The 19,376-nt window shown below is 68.3% G+C and carries 17 protein-coding genes; 12 read left to right on the top strand and 5 right to left on the bottom strand.

Going from position 1 to position 19,376, the window contains the following annotated elements; translation table 11 throughout:
• Positions 1–10: 10 nt before the first annotated feature.
• The 4 genes from FGL91_RS16200 to FGL91_RS16185 all read left to right on the top strand — a co-directional run bounded on the left by FGL91_RS16200 (position 11) and on the right by FGL91_RS16185 (position 4,272).
• Positions 11–1,453, top strand: a complete 1,443-nt coding sequence (locus tag FGL91_RS16200) for an aldehyde dehydrogenase family protein (RefSeq protein WP_153244345.1) — start codon at positions 11–13, stop codon at positions 1,451–1,453.
• On the top strand, positions 1,450–2,301 hold the full coding sequence (locus FGL91_RS16195; protein ID WP_153244344.1) for an aldehyde dehydrogenase family protein: 852 nt from the start codon (positions 1,450–1,452) through the stop codon (positions 2,299–2,301). The genes FGL91_RS16200 and FGL91_RS16195 overlap by 4 nt, the downstream gene beginning before the upstream one ends.
• 169 nt (positions 2,302–2,470) lie before the next feature.
• Positions 2,471–3,739 (top strand): ATP-dependent Clp protease ATP-binding subunit ClpX, encoded by a 1,269-nt coding sequence (gene clpX / locus FGL91_RS16190; protein WP_047524015.1) that lies wholly within the window; start codon positions 2,471–2,473, stop codon positions 3,737–3,739.
• A complete protein-coding gene (locus FGL91_RS16185) occupies positions 3,736–4,272 on the top strand; it encodes an NUDIX hydrolase (RefSeq protein WP_153244343.1) in 537 nt (178 codons plus the stop codon). The genes clpX and FGL91_RS16185 overlap by 4 nt, the downstream gene beginning before the upstream one ends.
• 53 nt (positions 4,273–4,325) lie before the next feature.
• Here FGL91_RS16185 and FGL91_RS16180 read toward each other — a convergent pair whose 3' ends face one another.
• Both FGL91_RS16180 and FGL91_RS16175 read right to left on the bottom strand, forming a co-directional pair.
• The gene (locus tag FGL91_RS16180) at positions 4,326–6,392 is read right to left on the bottom strand and encodes a M3 family metallopeptidase (protein WP_131491244.1); all 2,067 of its coding nucleotides are present in this window, start codon (positions 6,390–6,392) and stop codon (positions 4,326–4,328) included.
• 31 nt (positions 6,393–6,423) lie between these two features.
• A complete protein-coding gene (locus tag FGL91_RS16175) occupies positions 6,424–7,341 on the bottom strand; it encodes a LysR family transcriptional regulator (RefSeq protein ID WP_153244342.1) in 918 nt (305 codons plus the stop codon).
• Positions 7,342–7,424: 83 nt separating this feature from the next.
• On the opposite strand from FGL91_RS16175, the gene tdh reads away from it, so the two are divergent.
• The 4 genes from tdh (at position 7,425) to FGL91_RS16155 (ending at position 10,555) form a co-directional block, all read left to right on the top strand.
• Positions 7,425–8,468, top strand: a complete 1,044-nt coding sequence (gene tdh / locus FGL91_RS16170) for an L-threonine 3-dehydrogenase (protein ID WP_131491242.1) — start codon at positions 7,425–7,427, stop codon at positions 8,466–8,468.
• Positions 8,468–9,646 (top strand): glycine C-acetyltransferase, encoded by a 1,179-nt coding sequence (locus FGL91_RS16165; protein ID WP_153244341.1) that lies wholly within the window; start codon positions 8,468–8,470, stop codon positions 9,644–9,646. Before tdh ends, FGL91_RS16165 begins: the two co-directional genes overlap by 1 nt.
• Before the next feature lie 70 nt (positions 9,647–9,716).
• On the top strand, positions 9,717–10,340 hold the full coding sequence (locus FGL91_RS16160; protein WP_131491240.1) for an ArsR/SmtB family transcription factor: 624 nt from the start codon (positions 9,717–9,719) through the stop codon (positions 10,338–10,340).
• Positions 10,337–10,555, top strand: coding sequence for a hypothetical protein (locus FGL91_RS16155; RefSeq protein WP_131491239.1), 219 nt, complete (start codon positions 10,337–10,339; stop codon positions 10,553–10,555). Before FGL91_RS16160 ends, FGL91_RS16155 begins: the two co-directional genes overlap by 4 nt.
• A gap of 97 nt (positions 10,556–10,652) precedes the next feature.
• Here FGL91_RS16155 and FGL91_RS16150 read toward each other — a convergent pair whose 3' ends face one another.
• Both FGL91_RS16150 and valS read right to left on the bottom strand, forming a co-directional pair.
• Positions 10,653–10,820 carry a hypothetical protein gene (locus FGL91_RS16150; RefSeq protein WP_416202652.1) on the bottom strand — a complete coding sequence of 56 codons (168 nt, stop codon included), beginning with the start codon at positions 10,818–10,820 and terminating at the stop codon, positions 10,653–10,655.
• Between the two features lie 47 nt (positions 10,821–10,867).
• Positions 10,868–13,483 (bottom strand): valine--tRNA ligase, encoded by a 2,616-nt coding sequence (gene valS / locus FGL91_RS16145; RefSeq protein WP_153244340.1) that lies wholly within the window; start codon positions 13,481–13,483, stop codon positions 10,868–10,870.
• A gap of 170 nt (positions 13,484–13,653) precedes the next feature.
• Here valS and FGL91_RS16140 point away from each other — a divergent pair, with 170 nt between their 5' ends.
• Genes FGL91_RS16140 through FGL91_RS16125 form a run of 4 tightly spaced genes read left to right on the top strand, consistent with a single transcriptional unit; the run spans position 13,654 to position 18,563 of the window.
• Positions 13,654–15,264 (top strand): ABC transporter substrate-binding protein, encoded by a 1,611-nt coding sequence (locus tag FGL91_RS16140; RefSeq protein WP_131491237.1) that lies wholly within the window; start codon positions 13,654–13,656, stop codon positions 15,262–15,264.
• A gap of 28 nt (positions 15,265–15,292) precedes the next feature.
• Complete coding sequence (locus FGL91_RS16135) at positions 15,293–16,249, top strand: ABC transporter permease (protein WP_227991680.1); 957 nt, start codon at positions 15,293–15,295, stop codon at positions 16,247–16,249.
• Positions 16,246–17,058, top strand: a complete 813-nt coding sequence (locus tag FGL91_RS16130) for an ABC transporter permease (protein WP_047524006.1) — start codon at positions 16,246–16,248, stop codon at positions 17,056–17,058. The genes FGL91_RS16135 and FGL91_RS16130 overlap by 4 nt, the downstream gene beginning before the upstream one ends.
• Entirely contained in the window at positions 17,055–18,563 is a 1,509-nt protein-coding gene (locus FGL91_RS16125) for a dipeptide ABC transporter ATP-binding protein (RefSeq protein ID WP_153244338.1), read from the top strand. The genes FGL91_RS16130 and FGL91_RS16125 overlap by 4 nt, the downstream gene beginning before the upstream one ends.
• A 7-nt stretch (positions 18,564–18,570) precedes the next feature.
• Here FGL91_RS16125 and FGL91_RS16120 read toward each other — a convergent pair whose 3' ends face one another.
• Complete coding sequence (locus tag FGL91_RS16120; protein ID WP_153244337.1) at positions 18,571–19,221, bottom strand: pentapeptide repeat-containing protein; 651 nt, start codon at positions 19,219–19,221, stop codon at positions 18,571–18,573.
• Positions 19,222–19,376 lie beyond the last annotated feature (155 nt).

Raw genomic sequence — 19,376 nt, 5'->3', positions numbered from 1 at the left:
GAAGACGAACATGTCATTTCTGGAATACGCTCCGGCACCGGAGTCCACCGCGATCCTGAACCTCAAGGACAGCTACGGTCTGTTCATCGACGGCGAGTTCGTCGACGGCTCCGGTTCGTCCTTCTCGACGATCTCGCCGTCGAGCGAGAAGCACATCGCCGAGATCGCCTCCGCCAGCGACGAGGACGTCGACCGTGCGGTCGCCGCCGCGCGCCGCGCCTATGACAAGACGTGGTCGAAGATGAGCGGACGCGACCGTGGGAAGTACCTCTTCCGCATCGCCCGCCTCGTGCAGGAGCGCGCCCGTGAACTCGCGGTCGCCGAGAGCCTCGACAACGGAAAGCCGATCAAGGAGAGCCGCGACGTCGACGTGCCCCTCGTCGCCTCCTGGCTCTTCTACTACGCAGGGTGGGCAGACAAGCTCGATCACGCCGGACTCGGGGCGAATCCGCGCGCGCTCGGCGTCGCCGGACAGATCATCCCGTGGAACTTCCCCCTGCTGATGCTCGCGTGGAAGATCGCGCCCGCTCTCGCGGCCGGGAACACCGTCGTGCTCAAGCCCGCCGAGACGACCCCGCTGACGGCGCTCCTCTTCGCGGAGATCCTGCAGCAGGCCGACCTTCCGGCCGGTGTCGTGAACATCGTGACCGGAGCCGGCGCGACCGGATCGACGCTGGTGCGCCACCCCGACGTGGACAAGGTCGCCTTCACCGGTTCCACGGGGGTCGGTCGTGACATCGCCCGGGCCGTGGCAGGAACCGCCAAGAAGGTCACCCTGGAGCTCGGCGGCAAGGCGGCGAACATCGTGTTCGACGACGCGCCGATCGATCAGGCCGTCGAGGGCATCGTGAACGGCATCTTCTTCAATCAGGGCCATGTGTGCTGTGCCGGAAGCCGTCTGCTGGTCCAGGAGTCGATCCACGACGAGGTCGTCGACCGACTCAAGACTCGCCTGTCGACGCTGCGGCTGGGGGACCCCCTCGACAAGAACACCGACATCGGTGCGATCAACTCCGCCGCGCAGCTCGCGCGGATCCGCGAGCTCAGCGACATCGGTGAGGCGGAGGGCGCGGAGCGGTGGACCGCTGACTGCGCCATCCCCGAACAGGGGTTCTGGTTCGCTCCGACGATCTTCACCGGGGTCGAGGCGTCGCACCGCATCGCCCGCGATGAGGTCTTCGGCCCTGTGCTGTCGGTGCTGACCTTCCGCACCCCGGCCGAGGCGATCGCGAAGGCGAACAACACACCGTACGGCCTCTCCGCCGGCATCTGGTCGGACAAGGGATCGCGCATCCTCGCGGTGGCCGACCGACTGCGCGCCGGGGTGATCTGGGCCAACACGTTCAACCGATTCGATCCGTCGAGCCCGTTCGGCGGTTACAAGGAATCCGGGTACGGCCGCGAGGGCGGACGTCAGGGACTCACCGCCTACCTCAAGGGAGCCGTAGCATGAGCAAGCGTCTGACCGTTCCGAAGACGTACAAGCTGGCGATCGGCGGCGCCTTCCCGCGCAGCGAGTCCGGACGCACCTACGAGGTGCTCTCACCCAAGGGCGCGTTCCTCGCGAACGCCGCCAAGGGGTCACGCAAGGACGCCCGCGATGCCGTGGTCGCCGCGCGTGCCGCGGTGAAGGGCTGGTCGGGTGCGACCGCCTACAACCGCGGGCAGGTGCTGTACCGCGTCGCCGAGGTGCTCGAAGGCCGCAGGGCGCAGTTCATCGACGAGATCGTGGCGCAGGAGGGGGCTTCGTCGTCCGCTGCTGCCGCTCAGGTCGACGAGGCGATCGATCTGTGGGTCTGGTACGCCGGATGGTGCGACAAGTACGCCCAGGTGGCGGGCAATGCGAACCCGGTGTCCGGTCCGTACTTCAACATCTCCGTACCGGAACCGACCGGTGTGGTGGCCATCGTCGCCCCGCAGGACTCGTCGTTGCTCGGATTGGTCTCGGTCGTCGCGCCTGCTCTGGTCGCGGGTAACACCGTCGTGGTCGTCGCGAGTGAGCAGCACCCGCTGTCGGCCATCAGCCTTGCGGAGGTTCTGGCCACGAGCGACGTCCCCGGCGGCGTCGTCAACGTGCTCACCGGTTCGCCGGCCGAGATCGCCCCGTGGCTCGCCTCGCATCAGGACGTGAACGCCCTCGATCTGGCCGGCGCGGGCGACCTCGACTGGGTCGACATGCAGATCGCCGCCGCCGACACGCTCAAGCGCGTGCTCACCCCGGGGGAAGTGATCGCCTCCCCGGAGCGGATCGGTGCCTTCACCGAGGTGAAGACCGTCTGGCACACCAAGAGCATGGTCTGATCCGCGTCCGCGGATCTCTCCGAACGCTGCGGCGTCTCGACCGGTGCGCACCGGTCGAGACGCCGCAACGTCGTCCGGCTTCCGACGTGTCCGCGCCAATGCGGCCCTGTGTCACATGCAGCGGTTAGGCTCGAAGGACGATCTCTGATCCCCCCATAGGAGGACGCGCATGGCACGCATCGGTGAAAGCGCTGACCTGTTCAAATGCTCTTTCTGCGGAAAGAGTCAGAAGCAGGTCCAGCAGCTCATCGCCGGCCCCGGCGTGTACATCTGCGACGAGTGCGTCGAGTTGTGCAACGAGATCATCGAGGAGCGGATGGCGGAGTCGTCCGCCGACGGGGCAGCGGAGTTCGAGTTGCCCAAGCCTCGTGAGATCTTCTCCTTCCTCGAGGAGTACGTCGTCGGCCAGGAGCCCGCGAAGCGCGCTCTCTCGGTCGCGGTCTACAACCACTACAAGCGCGTCCGCGCGCACGGCACACTTCAGACGGCGGAGCAGCGCGCCGAAGAAGTCGAGATCGCGAAGAGCAACATCCTCCTCATCGGCCCGACGGGCTGCGGGAAGACCTATCTCGCGCAGACGCTCGCCAAGCGCCTCAACGTTCCCTTCGCCGTCGCGGATGCCACGGCGCTGACCGAGGCCGGCTATGTCGGTGAAGACGTTGAGAACATCCTGCTCAAGCTCATCCAGGCCGCCGACTACGACGTCAAGCGCGCCGAACAGGGCATCATCTACATCGACGAGGTCGACAAGATCGCCCGCAAGGCGGAGAACCCGTCGATCACGCGTGATGTCTCGGGCGAGGGTGTGCAGCAGGCACTGCTCAAGATCATCGAGGGCACGGTGGCCTCGGTGCCCCCGCAGGGCGGACGCAAGCATCCGCATCAGGAGTTCCTGCAGATCGACACGTCGAACGTCCTGTTCATCGTCGCGGGAGCCTTCGCCGGCCTGGAAGACATCGTGTCGGCGCGGGTCGGCAAGCACGGCATCGGCTTCGGCGCCCCGTTGCATGACAAGGGCAAAGACCTCGATCTTTTCAGCGAAGTGCTCCCGGAAGACCTGCACAAGTTCGGCCTGATCCCCGAGTTCATCGGGCGTCTCCCCGTCGTCACGAACGTCTCGCCCCTCGACCAGGACGCCCTGATCGACATCCTCACGGGGCCTCGCAATGCGCTGGTGAAGCAGTACCAGCGCATGTTCGAGATCGACGGTGTGCAGCTCGAGTTCGAAGAGGACGCACTGCGATCGATCGCCGACCTCGCCGTGGAGCGCAAGACCGGCGCGCGTGGCCTCCGCGCGATCCTCGAGGATGTCCTCGGACCCATCATGTTCGAGATCCCGTCGGCGGAAGACGTCGCCAAGGTCATCGTGACTCGGGCGGCTGTCGAAGAGGGCGCGCCGCCGACCATCGTGATGGAGCGCAAGCGCAAGAGCGCGTGACCGGACGCCCGGCGCCCTGGACGACGCCGTCGAGCGAGACCATCGTCGAGGACCGATGGATTCACGTGCGGGCTGATACCTGCGAAGACGTGAGTGGTCGACGGATAGCGCCTTTCTACGTGCTGGAATACGGCGACTGGATCTCGGTACTGGCTCTCGACGAGAACGACGATGCGATTCTCGTCGAGGAGTATCGGCATGGCGCGGGGATCGTCGCGATGGGCACGATCGGTGGGGGAGTCGAGCCGGGGGAATCGCCCCGCGATGCAGCCGCGCGTGAGTTGCTCGAGGAGACCGGTTTCGTCTCCGAAGAGCTCATCGAGCTCGGTGCGACCTGGGCTAACTTCGGCAACCACACCAACCGCGTGCATCACTTCCTCGCGCGACGCTGCAGCCGCATCGGGGAACAGACGCTCGACGACAGCGAGGCGATCGCTGTACACGTGCTGTCACTCGAGGGACTCAGCGACCACCTCTCCCAGAGCTACCACCAGCTCACGTGGTACAAGGCGATGGACTGGCTCCGACGCTGACGACGACGCGGCTCCCGCGGGTTTCGCAGCTTAGGGGAAAGCGGCGAAAGCGGTCAGCGTCCCACGATTCCGTCGCTGAGTCCCCGCCGTTTCAGGAGCGGTTCGATCTCGGCGTCGCGTCCACGGAAGTCACGGTAGGCGGCGAGAGGATCTTTCGAGCCCCCGACACCGAGCAGCCGCTCGCGGAACCGATCGCCGTTGCCGCGAGTGAGACCGCCGTTGTCGCGGAACCACTCGACGGTATCGGCGTCGAGCACCTCGCTCCAGATGTACGAGTAGTAGCCCGCGCTGTATCCGCCGGAGAACACGTGGGCGAAGTAGGTGGAGGAGTAGCGCGTCGGCACCGCGGGGTCATCGAGGCCGATGTCGGCCAACGCGGCAGCCTCGAACGCGGCGACGTCGATGACCTTCGCGTCGGTGCCCAGCCGGTGCCAGGCTTGGTCGAGCCAGGCAGCAGCCAGGTACTCGCTCGTCGCGTGCCCCTGGTCGAACGTCTCGGTGGCGCGCAGACGCTCCACGATCGCGGGATCCAGAGGGGCGCCGGTCTCATGATGACGCGCGTAGTTGTCGAGGACCTCCGGCCACAGGATCCACATCTCGTTCACCTGGCTCGGGAACTCGACGAAGTCGCGGAACACGTTCGTCCCCGCGAAGTGCGGGTACGTCACGCGCGCGAAGAGTCCGTGCAGGGCATGCCCGAACTCGTGGAACAGCGTCGTCACCTCGTCGAGCGTCAACAGGGTCGGCTCCCCGTCACCCGGCAGCGGCACGTTCAGGTTGTTGACGACGACGGGAGCCGTGCCGCGCAGTCGCGACTGACTCACGATCGCGTTCATCCAGGCGCCGCCGCGCTTCGAGTCACGCGTGTAGAGGTCGAGCACGTAGAGGCCGACAGGTGAGCCGTCGGCGTTGCGCACCTCGAAGACCCGCGCACCCGGGTGGTAGGCGACGAGATCCTCACGCTCGGCGAAGGTGACGCCGTACAGCCGCGTCGCCGCGTAGAAGACACCGTCCTGCAGGACACGCTCCGCTTCGAACCAGGGGCGCAGGGCACGGGAGTCGATGTCGTAGCGCGCAGTGCGGACCCGCTCGGTGTAGAACGCCCAGTCGTGGGCTTCGACGGCGAACGGGGCAGGCTCGGTCTCGTCGACGATCGCCTGGAGCGCCGCCCGCTCTTCGCGCGCATTCCGCGCTGCGGGGCCGGCGAGGCGACGCAGCATCTGCTCGACAGCGTCCGGAGTACCGGCCGTCTCGTCGGCGGTGACGTAGGCGGCATGCGACTCGTACCCCAGCAGAGCCGCTCGCTCCGCGCGCAGCCGCACGATCTCGGTCAGCACGGCACGGTTGTCGTTCGCGTTCCCTCGGGAAGCGCGTGCGAGCGATGCCGCCATGATGCGACGTCGAGACTCTCGCACGCGCAGCTGGGCCAGCGCCGGGTGCCCGGTGAAGAGCGGAAGCGTGATGAGGAACTTCCCCTCCAGCCCCCGGTCGGCCGCCGCACGTGTGGCCGCCGAGAGCTCACCGCTGCTCAGACCCTCCAGCTCGGCCGCGGAGTCGAAGACGACGGCGAGGTCGTTCGTGTCGTTGAGCAGGTTGCGCTCGAAGGTGTTGGTCAAAGTGGACAGCCGCTGGTTCAGCGCGGTCAGCCGCGTCTTGGCCTCGTCATCCAGGCCCGCGCCCGCGTGCGTCATCTCCCGGTGATGGCGTTCCACCAGATACCGCTGCTCGGCGTCGAGGTCCAGAGCATCGCGCTGCTCGTACACCTGCCGTATCCGCCAGTACAGGGCGCCGTCGAGCGTGATCGCGTCCTGGTGTGCGGCCATGAGCGGCGCGAGCTGCTCGTCGATCTCCTGGATCTCCGGCGTCGCGTCTGCTGAGCTCACGGTGTAGAAGACGTGTGCGACGCGGTCGAGCAACTCGCCGGAGCGCTCCAGAGCCTCCACGGTGTTCTCGAACGTCGGCATCGACCGGACCATCGTGATGCGCTGGATCTCGCGGAGCTGCTCGTCGAACCCCGCCTGGAACGCCGGGAGATAGTGCTCGGGCCGGATCGCCGGGTAGTCGGGGAGGCCGTACGGGAGGGGCGACGGCTGCAGCAACGGGTTCGTGGCGTCGGTCATCCTCCGAGCCTATCCATCGACCTGCGCAGGCTCAGGAACCGTCTTCGCTCAGGCGCGTCATCACCCGCCGCAGTGCTTCCACGACCGTGCGGACCGAGCGTCGACGCAGGTTCTCCGGACGTGCGAGCACGTCGATCATCCGATGGGTGCTCACCCCTTCGAGCGGGATGCGCACGATGTCCCGGTCGTCCACACTGCGCGACGTGTATCGCGGCAGCATCCCGAGCACCCCGCCGGCGGCGACCACGGCGGAGACGGCACCGTAGTCGTTGATGCGGTGATGGATCTCGACGGGCCGGTTGGCGACGGCGGACACGGCGCGGAGCACATCGTCGGGGGAGTAGCCGATGCGGCTGGTGACCCACCGTTCGCCGGCGACGTCGGTCGGCATGAGGCTCGACCGGGTGGAGAGCGGGTGCGACTTCGACACGGCGACGTCGAGGGGCTCGCGTACGAGCGTCAGACTTCGCATCCCCGCTGTCGGCCAAGGTGCCGAATGCTCCATGCGATGCGCCAGGACGAGATCGTAGCGCGCCGTCAATGCGGGGAACTCGCTCTGTGCGACATCCTCGTCGGTCACCTGCACGCTCGGTGCGGACGCGTCGCCCGTGAACTCGCGCAACAACGGTCCGAACAGGGCTTGCCCCACGCTGTGGAATCCGCTGACGCTGACGACTCCGGTCGGGGAGTCCTCGAACTCCTCCACGGCATGCCGGGCTGCGGCCATGGCATCGATCGCCTCGGTCGCCGCCGCTGCGAGGACCGCGCCCGCGGGAGTGAGCGAGAGGGTCCGTCCCTGCTTCTTGGTGAGGGGTGTGGGGAAGCCTCTCTGGAGTGCCGTGAGCTGCTGCGAGACCGCGGAGGGGGTGACCCGGAGGGCGTCGGCCACGGCCGTGACGCTTCCGAGCGCGCCGAGTTCGCGCAGGATCTGCAATTGATGGAGCTCCATCCGCAAAACATTAGCATTTGCTAAATGATCACTGCAGACGATGGCGATTGCTCTACATGGTCGGATGCGGTGGGATCGGAAGCATGAAGGCACTGTTCAAGGATGCACCGGGTGCCGGGCTCGAGCTCGTCGAGCGTCCGGACCCGACCGCCGGCCCCGATGAGGTCGTGATCCGGGTCCTGCGCACCGGGATCTGCGGCACCGACCTGCACATCCTCCGCTGGGACGACTGGGCGGCCTCGGCGATCGCCGCCCCGCTGATCCCCGGCCATGAGTTCTACGGCGAGGTCGTTGAGGTGGGACCCTCGGTGCACGACATCGCAGTCGGGGACCGCGTCTCGGGAGAAGGGCACATCGTGTGCGGCACGTGCCGCAACTGTCGAGCAGGTCGTCGTCAGATGTGCATCCGCACGATCGGCCTCGGGCTGCAGCGGGACGGCGCCTTCGCGGAGTTCCTCGCGCTGCCCGCGGCGAACGTCTGGGTGCATCACGCCGATGTGACGCCGGAGCTCGGAGCGATCTTCGATCCGCTGGGGAACGCCGTCCACACGGCGCTGACCTTCCCGCTCGTCGGCGAAGACGTTCTGGTGACGGGCTGCGGTCCGATCGGACTCATGGCGATCGCCGTCGCCCGGCACGCCGGAGCCCGCTTCATCGCGGCGACCGATGTGAGCGCCCCGCGGCTGGAGATGGCACGCCGGATGGGCGCCGACGAGGTCGTCGACGTCTCGGTGCGGGACATCCGCGACGCGCAGCACGCCCTCGGCATGCGGGAAGGCTTCGACATCGGATTCGAGATGAGCGGCGCGGCATCGGCGCTCCCGGCGCTGATCGACAACATGAACCACGGCGGGCGCATCGCCATGCTCGGTCTGCCGAGCAGCGGCTTCGAGATCGACTGGGGCAAGCTGGTCACCCACATGCTCACGATCAAGGGGATCTACGGGCGCGAGATGTTCGAGACCTGGAACGCGATGGGGGCGATGCTCCAGACGAGCGCGACCCTGCGCGATGCCATCGGACGTGTGATCGCCGACGTCGTCCCGGTGCGCGACTGGCGAAGAGGCTTCGCTGCGGCGGAGTCAGCGGGAACAGGCAAGATCATCCTCGACTGGACGGAGTTGTGATGTACGGAACCTTCAAGGACCACGTGGCGGGAGAGCTGGCGGCCATCGAGGAGGCCGGGCTCACCAAGCATGAGCGCGGCATTCGCGGCCCCCAGAGTGCCGAGATCACGGCGGACGGCGCGGAGGTGCTGAACTTCTGCGCGAACAACTACCTCGGCCTCGCCGATGACCCGCGCATCCTGGATGCGGCGACCGGGGCACTGCAGGAATGGGGCTACGGGCTCGCGAGCGTCCGCTTCATCTGCGGTACGCAGGAGCAGCATCTCGAGCTCGAACGCCGTCTCGCCGACTTCCTCGGGACGGACGAAGCGATCCTCTACTCGTCGTGCTTCGATGCGAACGGGGGAGTGTTCGAGACGCTCTTCTCCGCGGAGGACGCCATCATCTCGGACGAGCTCAACCACGCGTCGATCATCGACGGCATCCGGCTCTCGAAGGCGCGCAGGCTCCGCTACCGCAACCGTGACCTGGCCGACCTCGAGGAGCAGCTGCGGGCGGCGTCGGATGCGCGGCACAGGGTCATCGTGACCGACGGGGTCTTCTCGATGGACGGCTACATCGCACCCCTCGCTGAGATCTGCGACCTGGCCGAGCGCTACGACGCCCTGGTGTTCGTGGACGACTCCCATGCCGTCGGGTTCGTGGGCGAGAACGGGCGGGGGACGCCGGAGCTGTGCGGGGTCGCCGACCGCGTCGACATCTACACCGGAACATTCGGGAAGGCCCTGGGCGGAGCATCCGGCGGCTACGTCGCATCGCATGCGGAGATCGTCGCGCTGCTGCGTCAGCGTTCGCGCCCGTACCTGTTCTCGAACACGCTCGCGCCCGCGATCGTCGCCGGGACCCTGACCGCACTCGATCTCGTGGAGGGCTCGGCAGACCTCCGGTCGCGTCTGCGCAGCAACGCGGCACTCTTCCGCGAGCGGATGGAAGCCGAGGGATTCGACCTGCTTCCCGGTGAGCATCCGATCGTCCCGGTGATGTTCGGGGATGCCGCGAAGACAGCGCGGATCGCTCGCGAGATGCAGGAGCGGGGGGTCTACGTCACCGCCTTCAGCTTCCCGGTCGTCCCCCGCGACCTGGCGCGGATACGGGTGCAGCTCTCGGCGGCGCACACGCCGGAGCAGGTGGAGAGATGTGTCGCGGCGTTCGTCGCGGCCCGTGCTGCCGTCGCCTAGACGGGAGTGCCAAGGAAGCCTTGCAAAGAGATACTTGCAAAGAAATCTTTGCAAGAGTATCTTTGCATGCATGACGAACGAGACGCAGGTACGCACCCTCGACGCCGGTGCGCTGAAGGCTCTGGCGCATCCGCTCCGAGTGAAGATCTTCGACCTGCTCGCCTCACGCGGCCCGCAGACCGCCAGCTCACTCGCGGCCCTCGTCGGAGAGACCTCCGGATCCACGAGTTATCACCTCCGCGCTCTCGCCGCCCATGACCTGATCCGCGAGGTCGAGGGGCGGGGCACCGCACGGGAGCGCTGGTGGGAGCGGCCCAAGGGGCGCATCGACGTGCCCGGGCCCGATGACATGACGTCGCCGGCCAACCGCGCGGCGGCACAGATCGTGACCTCGGAGTTCTTCCGCCTGCGTCACGAGACGTTGATGTCGTACCTGAACCGCCCGCAGTCGGAGGTGCCCGAGGCCTGGAGCGAGGTGGGAATCACGATCACGACCCACCTCGACATGACTCCCGACCAGGCGATGTCCCTTCGGCAGGAGCTCGAGGCGATCGTCGAGAGTGCCATCGAGCGCTACCGAGGTCAGACCGGACCCGACGTGCGGCGGGTATCGCTCCGCGCGGAACTCTTCGACCTGCCGACGCCGTCGACCGCGGTGCAGGGTTCGACCGACGATGCTGTGGAGGAATCATGACCAGTGCGACACTTCACCTGACGGCGCCGACGCAGACCGAGCGGGGGCTGCTGAAGCTGGCCGACCGCCTCACGGTCTACGTCGAGCACCGGATCGCCCGACGTGCACAGAAGCGCGTGCTCGCGCTCGACCTCCTTCGCGAACAGCAGGCGCGCCGACACGATCCCCGCGCGGTGGACCACCTGCTCGCGCAGCTGGGGGCTCCCCGCCGCTGACTGTTCCGGACACGCGCCGACGCCCCTGGTGAATGCCGAGACCCCCTGCTGCCTACGCGGCCAGCAGGGGGTCTCGGCGCTGCACGGGGGTCTCGCGTCAGTCCTCGAAGGGGCGCGCGATGATCTCGCCGGAGCGGTCCTGGAAGACCTCCCAGCCGGCATCGAGCTCTGCGATCGCGCGGCCCTCGAGCCACGTGAGCGTCCAGTGGCCCGTGAAGCCTTTCGACTCCACCTCGGCGATGGCGGCACGTAAGGAGGCGGGCACCGAGGCCGGAGCCTCCGACCCTGCGGCCCAGCGCGTACCGAGCTGCATCAGGACGCCTCGACCGGGGCGAGCTCGATCGCCGTCACCGCGAACTCCTCCGATTCGCTGAACTCGAGCTCGGCGATGCGGCCGACCGCACGCAGGTCATCCGCCGCTGCACGGAGTGCGTCGAGCTTCACGGAAGGCGCGGAGATCGCGGCGCGGGAAACGGGGGTCTTCTGCGACGCCTTGGCTTCGGTCTTCGCACGACGGATGCCGATCAGCGCCTCGCTCGCGGCGGCGAGGACCGCCGGATCGCCGTCGATGCCGAGGGGCGTCGGCCACGCGGCCGTGTGCACCGAGCCCTCCTCGAACCACGACCAGGACTCTTCGGTCGCGAACGAGAGCACCGGGGCGAGCAGACGGAGCAGCGTCGACAGCGCAAGGCGCAGCGAGAGTGCCGCGGAGGCCTGCCCCACGTCGGTCTGGTCGTAGGCACGCTCCTTGACCAGCTCGAGGTAGTCGTCGCAGAACGTCCAGAAGAACGCCTCCGTGAGCTCCAGGGCCCGCGCGGCGTCATACCGGTCGAAGGCCTTCGTGGCTTCGATGACCACGTCGTCGAGCGCGGTCAGCATCGACGCATCCAGCGCGTGGGTCACCTGCGCGCCTTCCGGCACGGGGAACGACAGCACGAACTTCGCGGCGTTGAGCACCTTGATCGCCAGACGGCGGCCGATCTTCACCTGCGTGGGGTTCTGCGGGTCGAAGGCGGCGTCCATGCCGAGGCGGCTCGATGCGGCCCAGTAGCGCACCGCGTCCGAGCCGTGGGCGTCGAGCACGTCGGCGGGTGTGACGACGTTCCCCTTCGACTTCGACATCTTCTTGCGGTCGGGGTCGACGATGAAGCCGGAGATCGCGGCGTTGCGCCACGGCGTCCGGTCATCCTCGAGCGTGGAACGCAGCATCGTGGAGAAGAGCCAGGTGCGGATGATGTCCTGTCCCTGCGGGCGGAGATCGAACGGCGCAGTGAGCTGCCAGAGCTCCTCGTCGCGCTGCCAGCCCCCGGCCAGCTGCGGCGTGAGCGACGAGGTCGCCCAGGTGTCGAGGATGTCCGCTTCGGCCTCGAACCCGCCCGGCACACCGCGCTGGTCCTCGGTGTACCCCGCCGGCACATCGGTCGTCGGGTCGATCGGGAGCGTCGCCGCATCCGGGGTGAGCACGCGGTCGTAGTCGCGCTCCCCGTTCTCGTCGAGGGCGTACCAGAGGGGGATCGGCACGCCGAAGAAGCGCTGACGGGACACCAGCCAGTCGCCGGTCAGGCCACCGACCCAGTTCTCGTAGCGCACCCGCATGAACTCCGGGTGCCAGGCCAGCTCCTGACCGTGTGCGAGGAGCTTGTCGCGCAGCTCGCCGTCACGGGCGCCGTTGCGGATGTACCACTGGCGCGTGGAGACGATCTCGAGCGGACGGTCGCCCTTCTCGAAGAACTTCACGGCGTGGTTGAAGGGCTTGCCGACCGCGGTCATGTCGCCGGTCGCCTGCAGCTTCTCGACGATCGCCTTGCGCGCGCTGAAGACGGTCTTGCCCGCGAGCTCCTCGGCGTACCAGGCGATCGCGTCGCTGTTCGCGACAGAGGAGGGTGCTTCGGGCAGGAAGCGGCCATCGAGGCCGATCGTGGTCATGTTCGGCAGCGGCTGGTCCTCGGTGGTCCGCAGCTCGCGCCACCACACGATGTCGGTGACGTCACCGAAGGTGCAGACCATCGCCGCGCCGGTGCCCTTGTCGGGCTGGGCGAGGTGATGACCGTGGATCTCGATCTCCGCACCGAAGAACGGCGTCCTCACCTTGGTGCCGATGAGGTGCTTGTGTGGCCCTTCCGGATGCGTCACGAGAGCGATGCAGGCGGGAAGCAGCTCCGGGCGGGTGGTGTCGATGGCGATCGATCCCGAGCCGTCGGCGAAAGGGAACTCGATCGTGTGATAGGCCGCCTGCTGGTCGCGGTCCTCGAGCTCGGCCTGCGCGATCGCGGAGCGGAAGTCGATGTCCCACAGGGTCGGGGCCAGGGCCTGATAGGCCTCGCCGCGCTCGATGTTGCGGAGGAACGCGAGCTGGCTCTGACGGATCGTGTCGTCCGAGATCGTGCGGTAGGTCTGCGTCCAGTCCACGCTCAGACCGAGCTGGCGGAACAGCGCCTCGAACTGCTTCTCATCCTCGATCGTGAGGCGCTCGCAGAGCTCGATGAAGTTGCGACGGCTGATCGGCTGCTGGTCGGCGGCACGGCTCGACTTGTTGTCGCCGCCCTCGAACGGCGGGACGAAGTCCGGGGTGTAGGGGAGGGACGGGTCGCAGCGCACGCCGTAGTAGTTCTGCACACGGCGCTCGGTGGGCAGGCCGTTGTCGTCCCAGCCCATCGGGTAGAACACGGTCTTGCCGCGCATGCGCTCGTATCGCGCCTTCACGTCGGTGTGGGTGTACGAGAACACGTGGCCGATGTGCAGGCTGCCGGAGGCCGTCGGCGGCGGGGTGTCGATCGAGTACACGCCCTCACGGCCGGCCTGTGCCGCACGCAGGCGGTCGAACAGGTACGTCCCCTGCTCCGCCCACGCGGAGTCCCACTTCGCTTCGAGGCCTTCGAGAACGGGCTTGTCGGGAATCTGGTTCTGCGTCGATTCGGATGCAGGCATGGAAGGTCTCCTCGAACGATGTATGCGGCACTGTGTGAGCGTGCCTGAGTGTGGGTGTGCCGATCAGTCTACCGAGCGTCCCGGAGAGCGGCCGACCTGGCATATCGACCCAGTCCAACAATTCGCCGTAGGATGGGATCACCCCGACCCGCTCTTTCTGAGGAATCGTCATGCCCGCACACCCCGCGCGCCGCCTGCTGCCCTTCGCCGCGCTCGCCGCCACCACCGCTCTGGTGCTGAGCGCCTGCGCCACCCCCGGTTCCGACGGGGACGGCGGAGAGCTCGTCTGGTCCATCGAGGGGGCGAACCTCTCGGCCGGGCACATGGATCCGCAGGTGAGTCAGCTCGACGTCTCCGGCATGGTGCAGCGGGCGGTGCTCGACTCGCTCGTGTTCCAGGAGGACGACGGATCCTTCTCACCCTGGCTCGCGAAGGACTGGACCGTCTCGGACGACAGCACCGAGTACACGTTCACTCTCCGCGACGACGTGACCTTCACCGACGGTGAGAAGTTCGACGCCGCCGCGGTCAAGGCGAACTTCGACCGCATCGTCGACCCCGAGACCGCGTCCGCGCAGGCGGCCAGCATGCTCGGCGCCGACTTCTACGAAGGCACCGAAGTCGTCGACGAGCACACGGTGACGGTGACCTTCACGCAGCCGTACGCACCCTTCCTGCAGGCCGCGAGCACGCCGCAGCTGGGCTTCTACTCGCCGGCCGTCCTCGAGACCTCGGCGGACAAGCTGAAGGCGGGCGGGCCCGACATCACCGTCGGCACCGGTCCGTTCGAACTCACCGAGTACACCCCGGATCAGGAGATCGTCTACACCCGCAACGACGACTACGCGTGGGGGCCGCACGATACGAAGGCCCCGAAGTTCGAGACGCTCCGCGTGGAGATCCAGCCGGAGGCCGCCGTCCGCACCGGCGTGGTGACGAGCGGTGAGGCCGACCTCGCCAGCAACATCCCGCCGAACCTCGCGAAAGACCTCGGCGACGGCATCACGGTCGACTCGATCGAGTATCCCGGTCTGCCGTACTCGCTCTACCTGAACGAGAAGTACGGGGTGTTCGCCGACGAGAAGGTGCGTCAGGCGTTCGCTCGCGGCATCGACATCGACGCCGCCGTGGAAGAGATCTACTTCGGCCAGTTCCCGCGTGCATGGAGCATCCTCGGTTCGACGACCCCGGGCTACGACGCGTCGCTCGAGGGCAGCTGGCCGTTCGACCAGGACGCCGCGAACACGCTCCTCGACGAGGCCGGGTGGACCGCACGCGACACCGACGGCATCCGGATGAAGGACGGCGAGCGGCTCTCGGTGCGATGGATCGCCTGGACCCCGGTGCCGGATGACCGTGCCGCTCTCGCGAACGCGATCCAGTCCGATCTCAAGGGGATCGGCTTCGAGGTCGAGCGCGAGGTGCTCGAGCCCGGGGCGTACAACGAGCAGTACGAGCCGAAGACCTTCGACCTCACCGACTGGGGTTTCTCGGGCGTCGACCCTGATCTCCTGCGCAGCCACCTGCACACCGACGGATTCCAGAACGCGTCGCAGGTGAGCGACCCGCAGATCGACGCACTGCTGGAGCAGGCCGTCGCGACCAGCGACCAGGATCAGCGCAATGAGCTGTACACGCAGCTGCAGCAGTGGAACGCCGAGTACACGGCCATCGTGCCGCTCTACAGCCCCTCGGCGATCACGGCTGTCGGCGACCGCGTCGAGGGCCTGCAGTACGACCTCTACGGTCGGCCGCTGTTCTACGATGTGACGGTCGGCTGAACCACCGGCTGAGCGGAGGGCACGAGTGGTGAAGACTGCTCTCGTCCGCATCGCCGGCCTCGCCGCCTCCGTCGTGCTCGTCCTGTGGGGTGCGGCGACCGTCGCCTTCCTCGCGTTCCGGGTGGTCCCCGGAGACCCGGTGTCGGTGATGCTGGGACCCCAGGCGCAGGTGAGTGAAGCGGTCAAGGACGGCATCAGGGCCGATCTCGGGCTCGATCGACCACCGTTCGAGCAGTACCTCGGCTTCATCGGTCAGCTCGCGCGGGGCGACCTGGGGGAGTCGTACCAGCTGCGGATGCCCGTGACGGAGGTGATCGGGCGTCAACTCGGTGCGACGGTGCAGCTGTCCGTGCTGGCGCTGCTGATCGCCGTCGTCCTCGCGCTCGCCGTGGCGGTGTTCGTCCGCGGGCAGGTCGGACGCACGGTCGCCGCCGGTATCGAGCTGGTCATCCTCTCCTCGCCGGTGTTCTGGATCGGGCTCGTCCTGCTCAGTGTCTTCGCCTTCGGGCTGGGCTGGTTCCCGGTGTCGGGTGCCCGTAACCCCGCCACCCTCGTGCTGCCGGCGATCACTCTGGCGCTTCCCGTGGCCGCGCTGCTGAGCCAGGTGTTGCGCGACGGACTGGTGCAGGCGGAGCGCATGCCGTTCGCCGAGACCGTCCGGGCCCGTGGTGCGAGCCCTTCGTGGTTCACGCTGCGGCACGGGCTCAGACACGGCGCGGCTTCCGGCGTCACCCTGACCGCGTACCTCACGGGATCCGTCCTCGGGGGTGCCGTGCTCGTGGAGACCGTGTTCGCGCGCCCGGGTCTGGGCAGGGTCACGCTCGCCGCGATCAACGACCGCGATCTTCCCGTCATCACGGGCATCATTCTGCTGAGCGCCCTGGCGTTCGTCGTGGTGAACCTCGTCGTCGAGCTCGTGCATCCGCTGATCGATCCCCGGGTGGTGGCGGCTCCGTCTCGAGGCACCCGATGGGGCACCCGATGAAGCGGGCGCAACGCGTGCTGCTGTGGGCCGCCGTCGCCGTCCTCGCCGTGATCGCGTTCTCGGCGCTCTGGCCCGCTGCCCTCGCGACCCACGACCCTCTCCAGACGGAGGTGCGCTCCGCCCTGCTCCCGCCGAGCACGGAGCACCTGTTCGGCACCGACCAGAGCGGGCGCGACGTCTACTCCCGGGTCGTGTACGGAGCCGGACGCTCTCTCGGCATCGGACTGCTCGCGACCGTCGTCGCCCTCACGGTCGGTCTGCTCCTCGGAGCCTTCGCGGGGGTCGCGCCGCGGGGCGTCGACGCCACCGTGATGCGGGTGAACGACATCCTGATGGCCTTTCCCGAATTCCTCGTCGCGCTCGTCGTCGTCGCGGTGCTCGGCCCGGGGACGGTGAACATCGCGATCGCGGTGACGCTGGCGGCGGTTCCCGTGTACATCCGACTGGCACGGGTGCAGACGCAGACCCTCCGGGCCGCCGAGCACGTGGAGGCTGCGCGCATCCTCGGGGTGCCGCGAGCGACGGCCTTCCTGCGACACGTCGCTCCCGGTGTGCTCGGGGCGCTGAGCGTGCTGGCGACGATCGGCATCGGGTCGAGCATCCTCGCCGCGGCGGGGCTCAGCTTCCTCGGGCTCGGGCCGTCCGAGCCGACACCGGAGTGGGGGCTGATGCTGGCGGGTGGCCGCAACGTGCTCGGGCAGGCATGGTGGATCTCGGTCTTCCCCGGCATCGCGATCACCCTCACCGTCGTCTCGGCGACCGTCGTCGGGCGCATCCTCCGCGCGCGCGGAGACGGGAGGACGGCATGAGCGCTGCACTGCAGGTGCGGGGTCTGCGCATCTCCTTCGAGGGTGAGCCGGTCGTGGACGACGTGTCCTTCACCGTCGACCGCGGAGAGTGCATCGCGATCGTGGGGGAGTCCGGGGCGGGAAAGTCCCTCACGGCACGCGCACTGCTGGGTCTGACTCCCGCGGAGGCCGACGTCGCGCTGGATGAGCTCATCGTGGACGGCACGGACACCGCCGGGCTCACGGAGCACGCGTGGCGTGCGGTGCGCGGCGCCGGGATCGCCCTCGTCTCCCAGGATGCACTGGTCTCTCTCGATCCTCTGCGACGGATCGGGACCGAGATCGCCGAGCCGCTGCTCCTTCATCGGCTCGTCCGCGGACGCGCGGCGCGGGCGGCTCGGGTGCGGGATCTCCTGCGGAAGGTGTGGATGCCGGATCCCGACCGCCGTGCCCGCCAGCACCCGCACGAACTCTCCGGCGGGTTGCGGCAGCGCGCGCTCATCGCTTCCGCGCTCGCTGCGGTTCCGGCCGTGCTGGTGGCGGACGAGCCGACGACCGCTCTCGACGCGACCGTGCAGGCGCGGATCCTCGGGTTGCTGCGCGAGATCACGGATGCCGGAACAGCTCTCGTGTTCATCAGTCATGACTTCGCGGCCGTCCGCCGGATCGCCGACCGCGTCCTGGTGATGAGGGGCGGCGTCATCGTGGAGTCCGGGCCGGTGGCCGAGGTGCTCGAGAATCCACGGCACGAGTACACGAAGCAGCTCCTCACGGCCACGATCCACGAACCGCGAGCCTCGGTCCCCGCCGACTCGCCGCCGGTGCTGATCGCGGACGGGGTGTCACGGAGCTTCGGCACGGTGCCTGCGGTCATCGACGCCTCGTTCACGCTGAAAGACGGGCGGACGCTCGGCGTCGTCGGCGAATCGGGGTCGGGCAAGACGACGCTGGCCCGCATGATCGTCGGCGTCGACGCACCGGACTCCGGCTCTCTGCAGTGGACCACGGAGCGCAGGGTGCAGCTCGTGCACCAGAATCCGCTCGGGGCTTTCGACCCGCGCTGGACGATCGGCCGTTCGCTGCGTGAGGCGCTGGAAGCGGGGGGAGTGCCTCGCGCTCAGCGGCCGGCGCGCGTAGCCGGGCTCCTCGCCGAGGTCGATCTCGCACCGGAACTCGCCGAGCGGCGTCCGAGCGCGCTCTCCGGCGGGCAGCGGCAACGCGCGGCCATCGCGAGGGCGCTCGCCGCGGATCCGCAGGTGCTCGTGCTCGACGAACCCGTCTCGGCGCTCGATCCGTCGGTGCGGGAGCGGGTGCTGCGGGTGCTCGCACGGTTGCAGCAGGAACGGCAGCTGACGATGATCTTCGTCTCGCACGACCTCGACGTGGTCGGAGCGGTCGCAGACGAGGTGCTGGTGATGCAGGACGGGCGGATCGTCGAGCAGGGCACCACCGCGGAGGTGTTCGCGACGCCTCGGCACCCGTTCACTCGGGAGCTGCTCGATGCCGGCGGCGCTGCCGGTCGTTGATCGGCCGTCAGTCCTTGATCTGGATGCCGATGCCCGCCGCGATCACCGGCGCGAGCTGCTGCACCTGGAACGAGGTGAGGGTGGCCCCGCGGAGGCTGTTGGCATCGAGGAACGCGACGGCGTCGAGGCCGCGCAGATCGAGGTCTTTCGCCCGCATGCCTCGGGAATCGACCTCCTCGGTCGACGTGGCGGTGAATCGCACGCGGGTGAGCTCGGCCTGGGGCATGTCGATCGTGCGGATGGTGCACTCCGAGATCTCGAGGTCGGTGACCTTCGACGCGCCGAGGTTCAGGTAGTCGATGCGCACGTCGCGCAGGTCGAGTTCCGAGATACGCGCCTCGCTCAGGTCGAGTGTGCCGATGCGTCCTCCGCTGATCCGCATCCGCCGCACTCCGGCGTCACGCAGGCGGAGTGAGGCGATCCGCGCGCCCGACATGTCGACGTCGATGACGGTCGCTCCGGTGAGATCGACGGCGTCGGCATCGGCCCTCACGGCGCACTGTTCGAGCGTCGCGTAGGCGAGGTCGACGGTGCCGGTGAGGTCGAGGCTCGACCCCAGGATGTCGGCACTGCGCGCAGCGGCGGCCTGCTCGAGGACGGACGGGAGGTCGGGAGCGGTCACGCGGGGCGGGGCCGGTGATTCCGAGGTGCGGGCCATCCTTCGAGGGTAGGTGCTGCCACGGACAGCGTCGGAGGTCGGATGCCGCGTACACTGGAGGGACGAGCATCGATCCGGCCATCACCGGGGAGCTCTCGGAAGAACGGTGCGGCCCCCGGGCGGCGCTCAGTAGAACCGAGCGGGGCAGGCCCGTC

The sequence above is a fragment of the Microbacterium sp. CBA3102 genome, from assembly GCF_007954505.1.
GTDB lineage: Bacteria > Actinomycetota > Actinomycetes > Actinomycetales > Microbacteriaceae > Microbacterium > Microbacterium aurugineum.
This window is presented reverse-complemented; position numbering and strand designations above follow the sequence as displayed.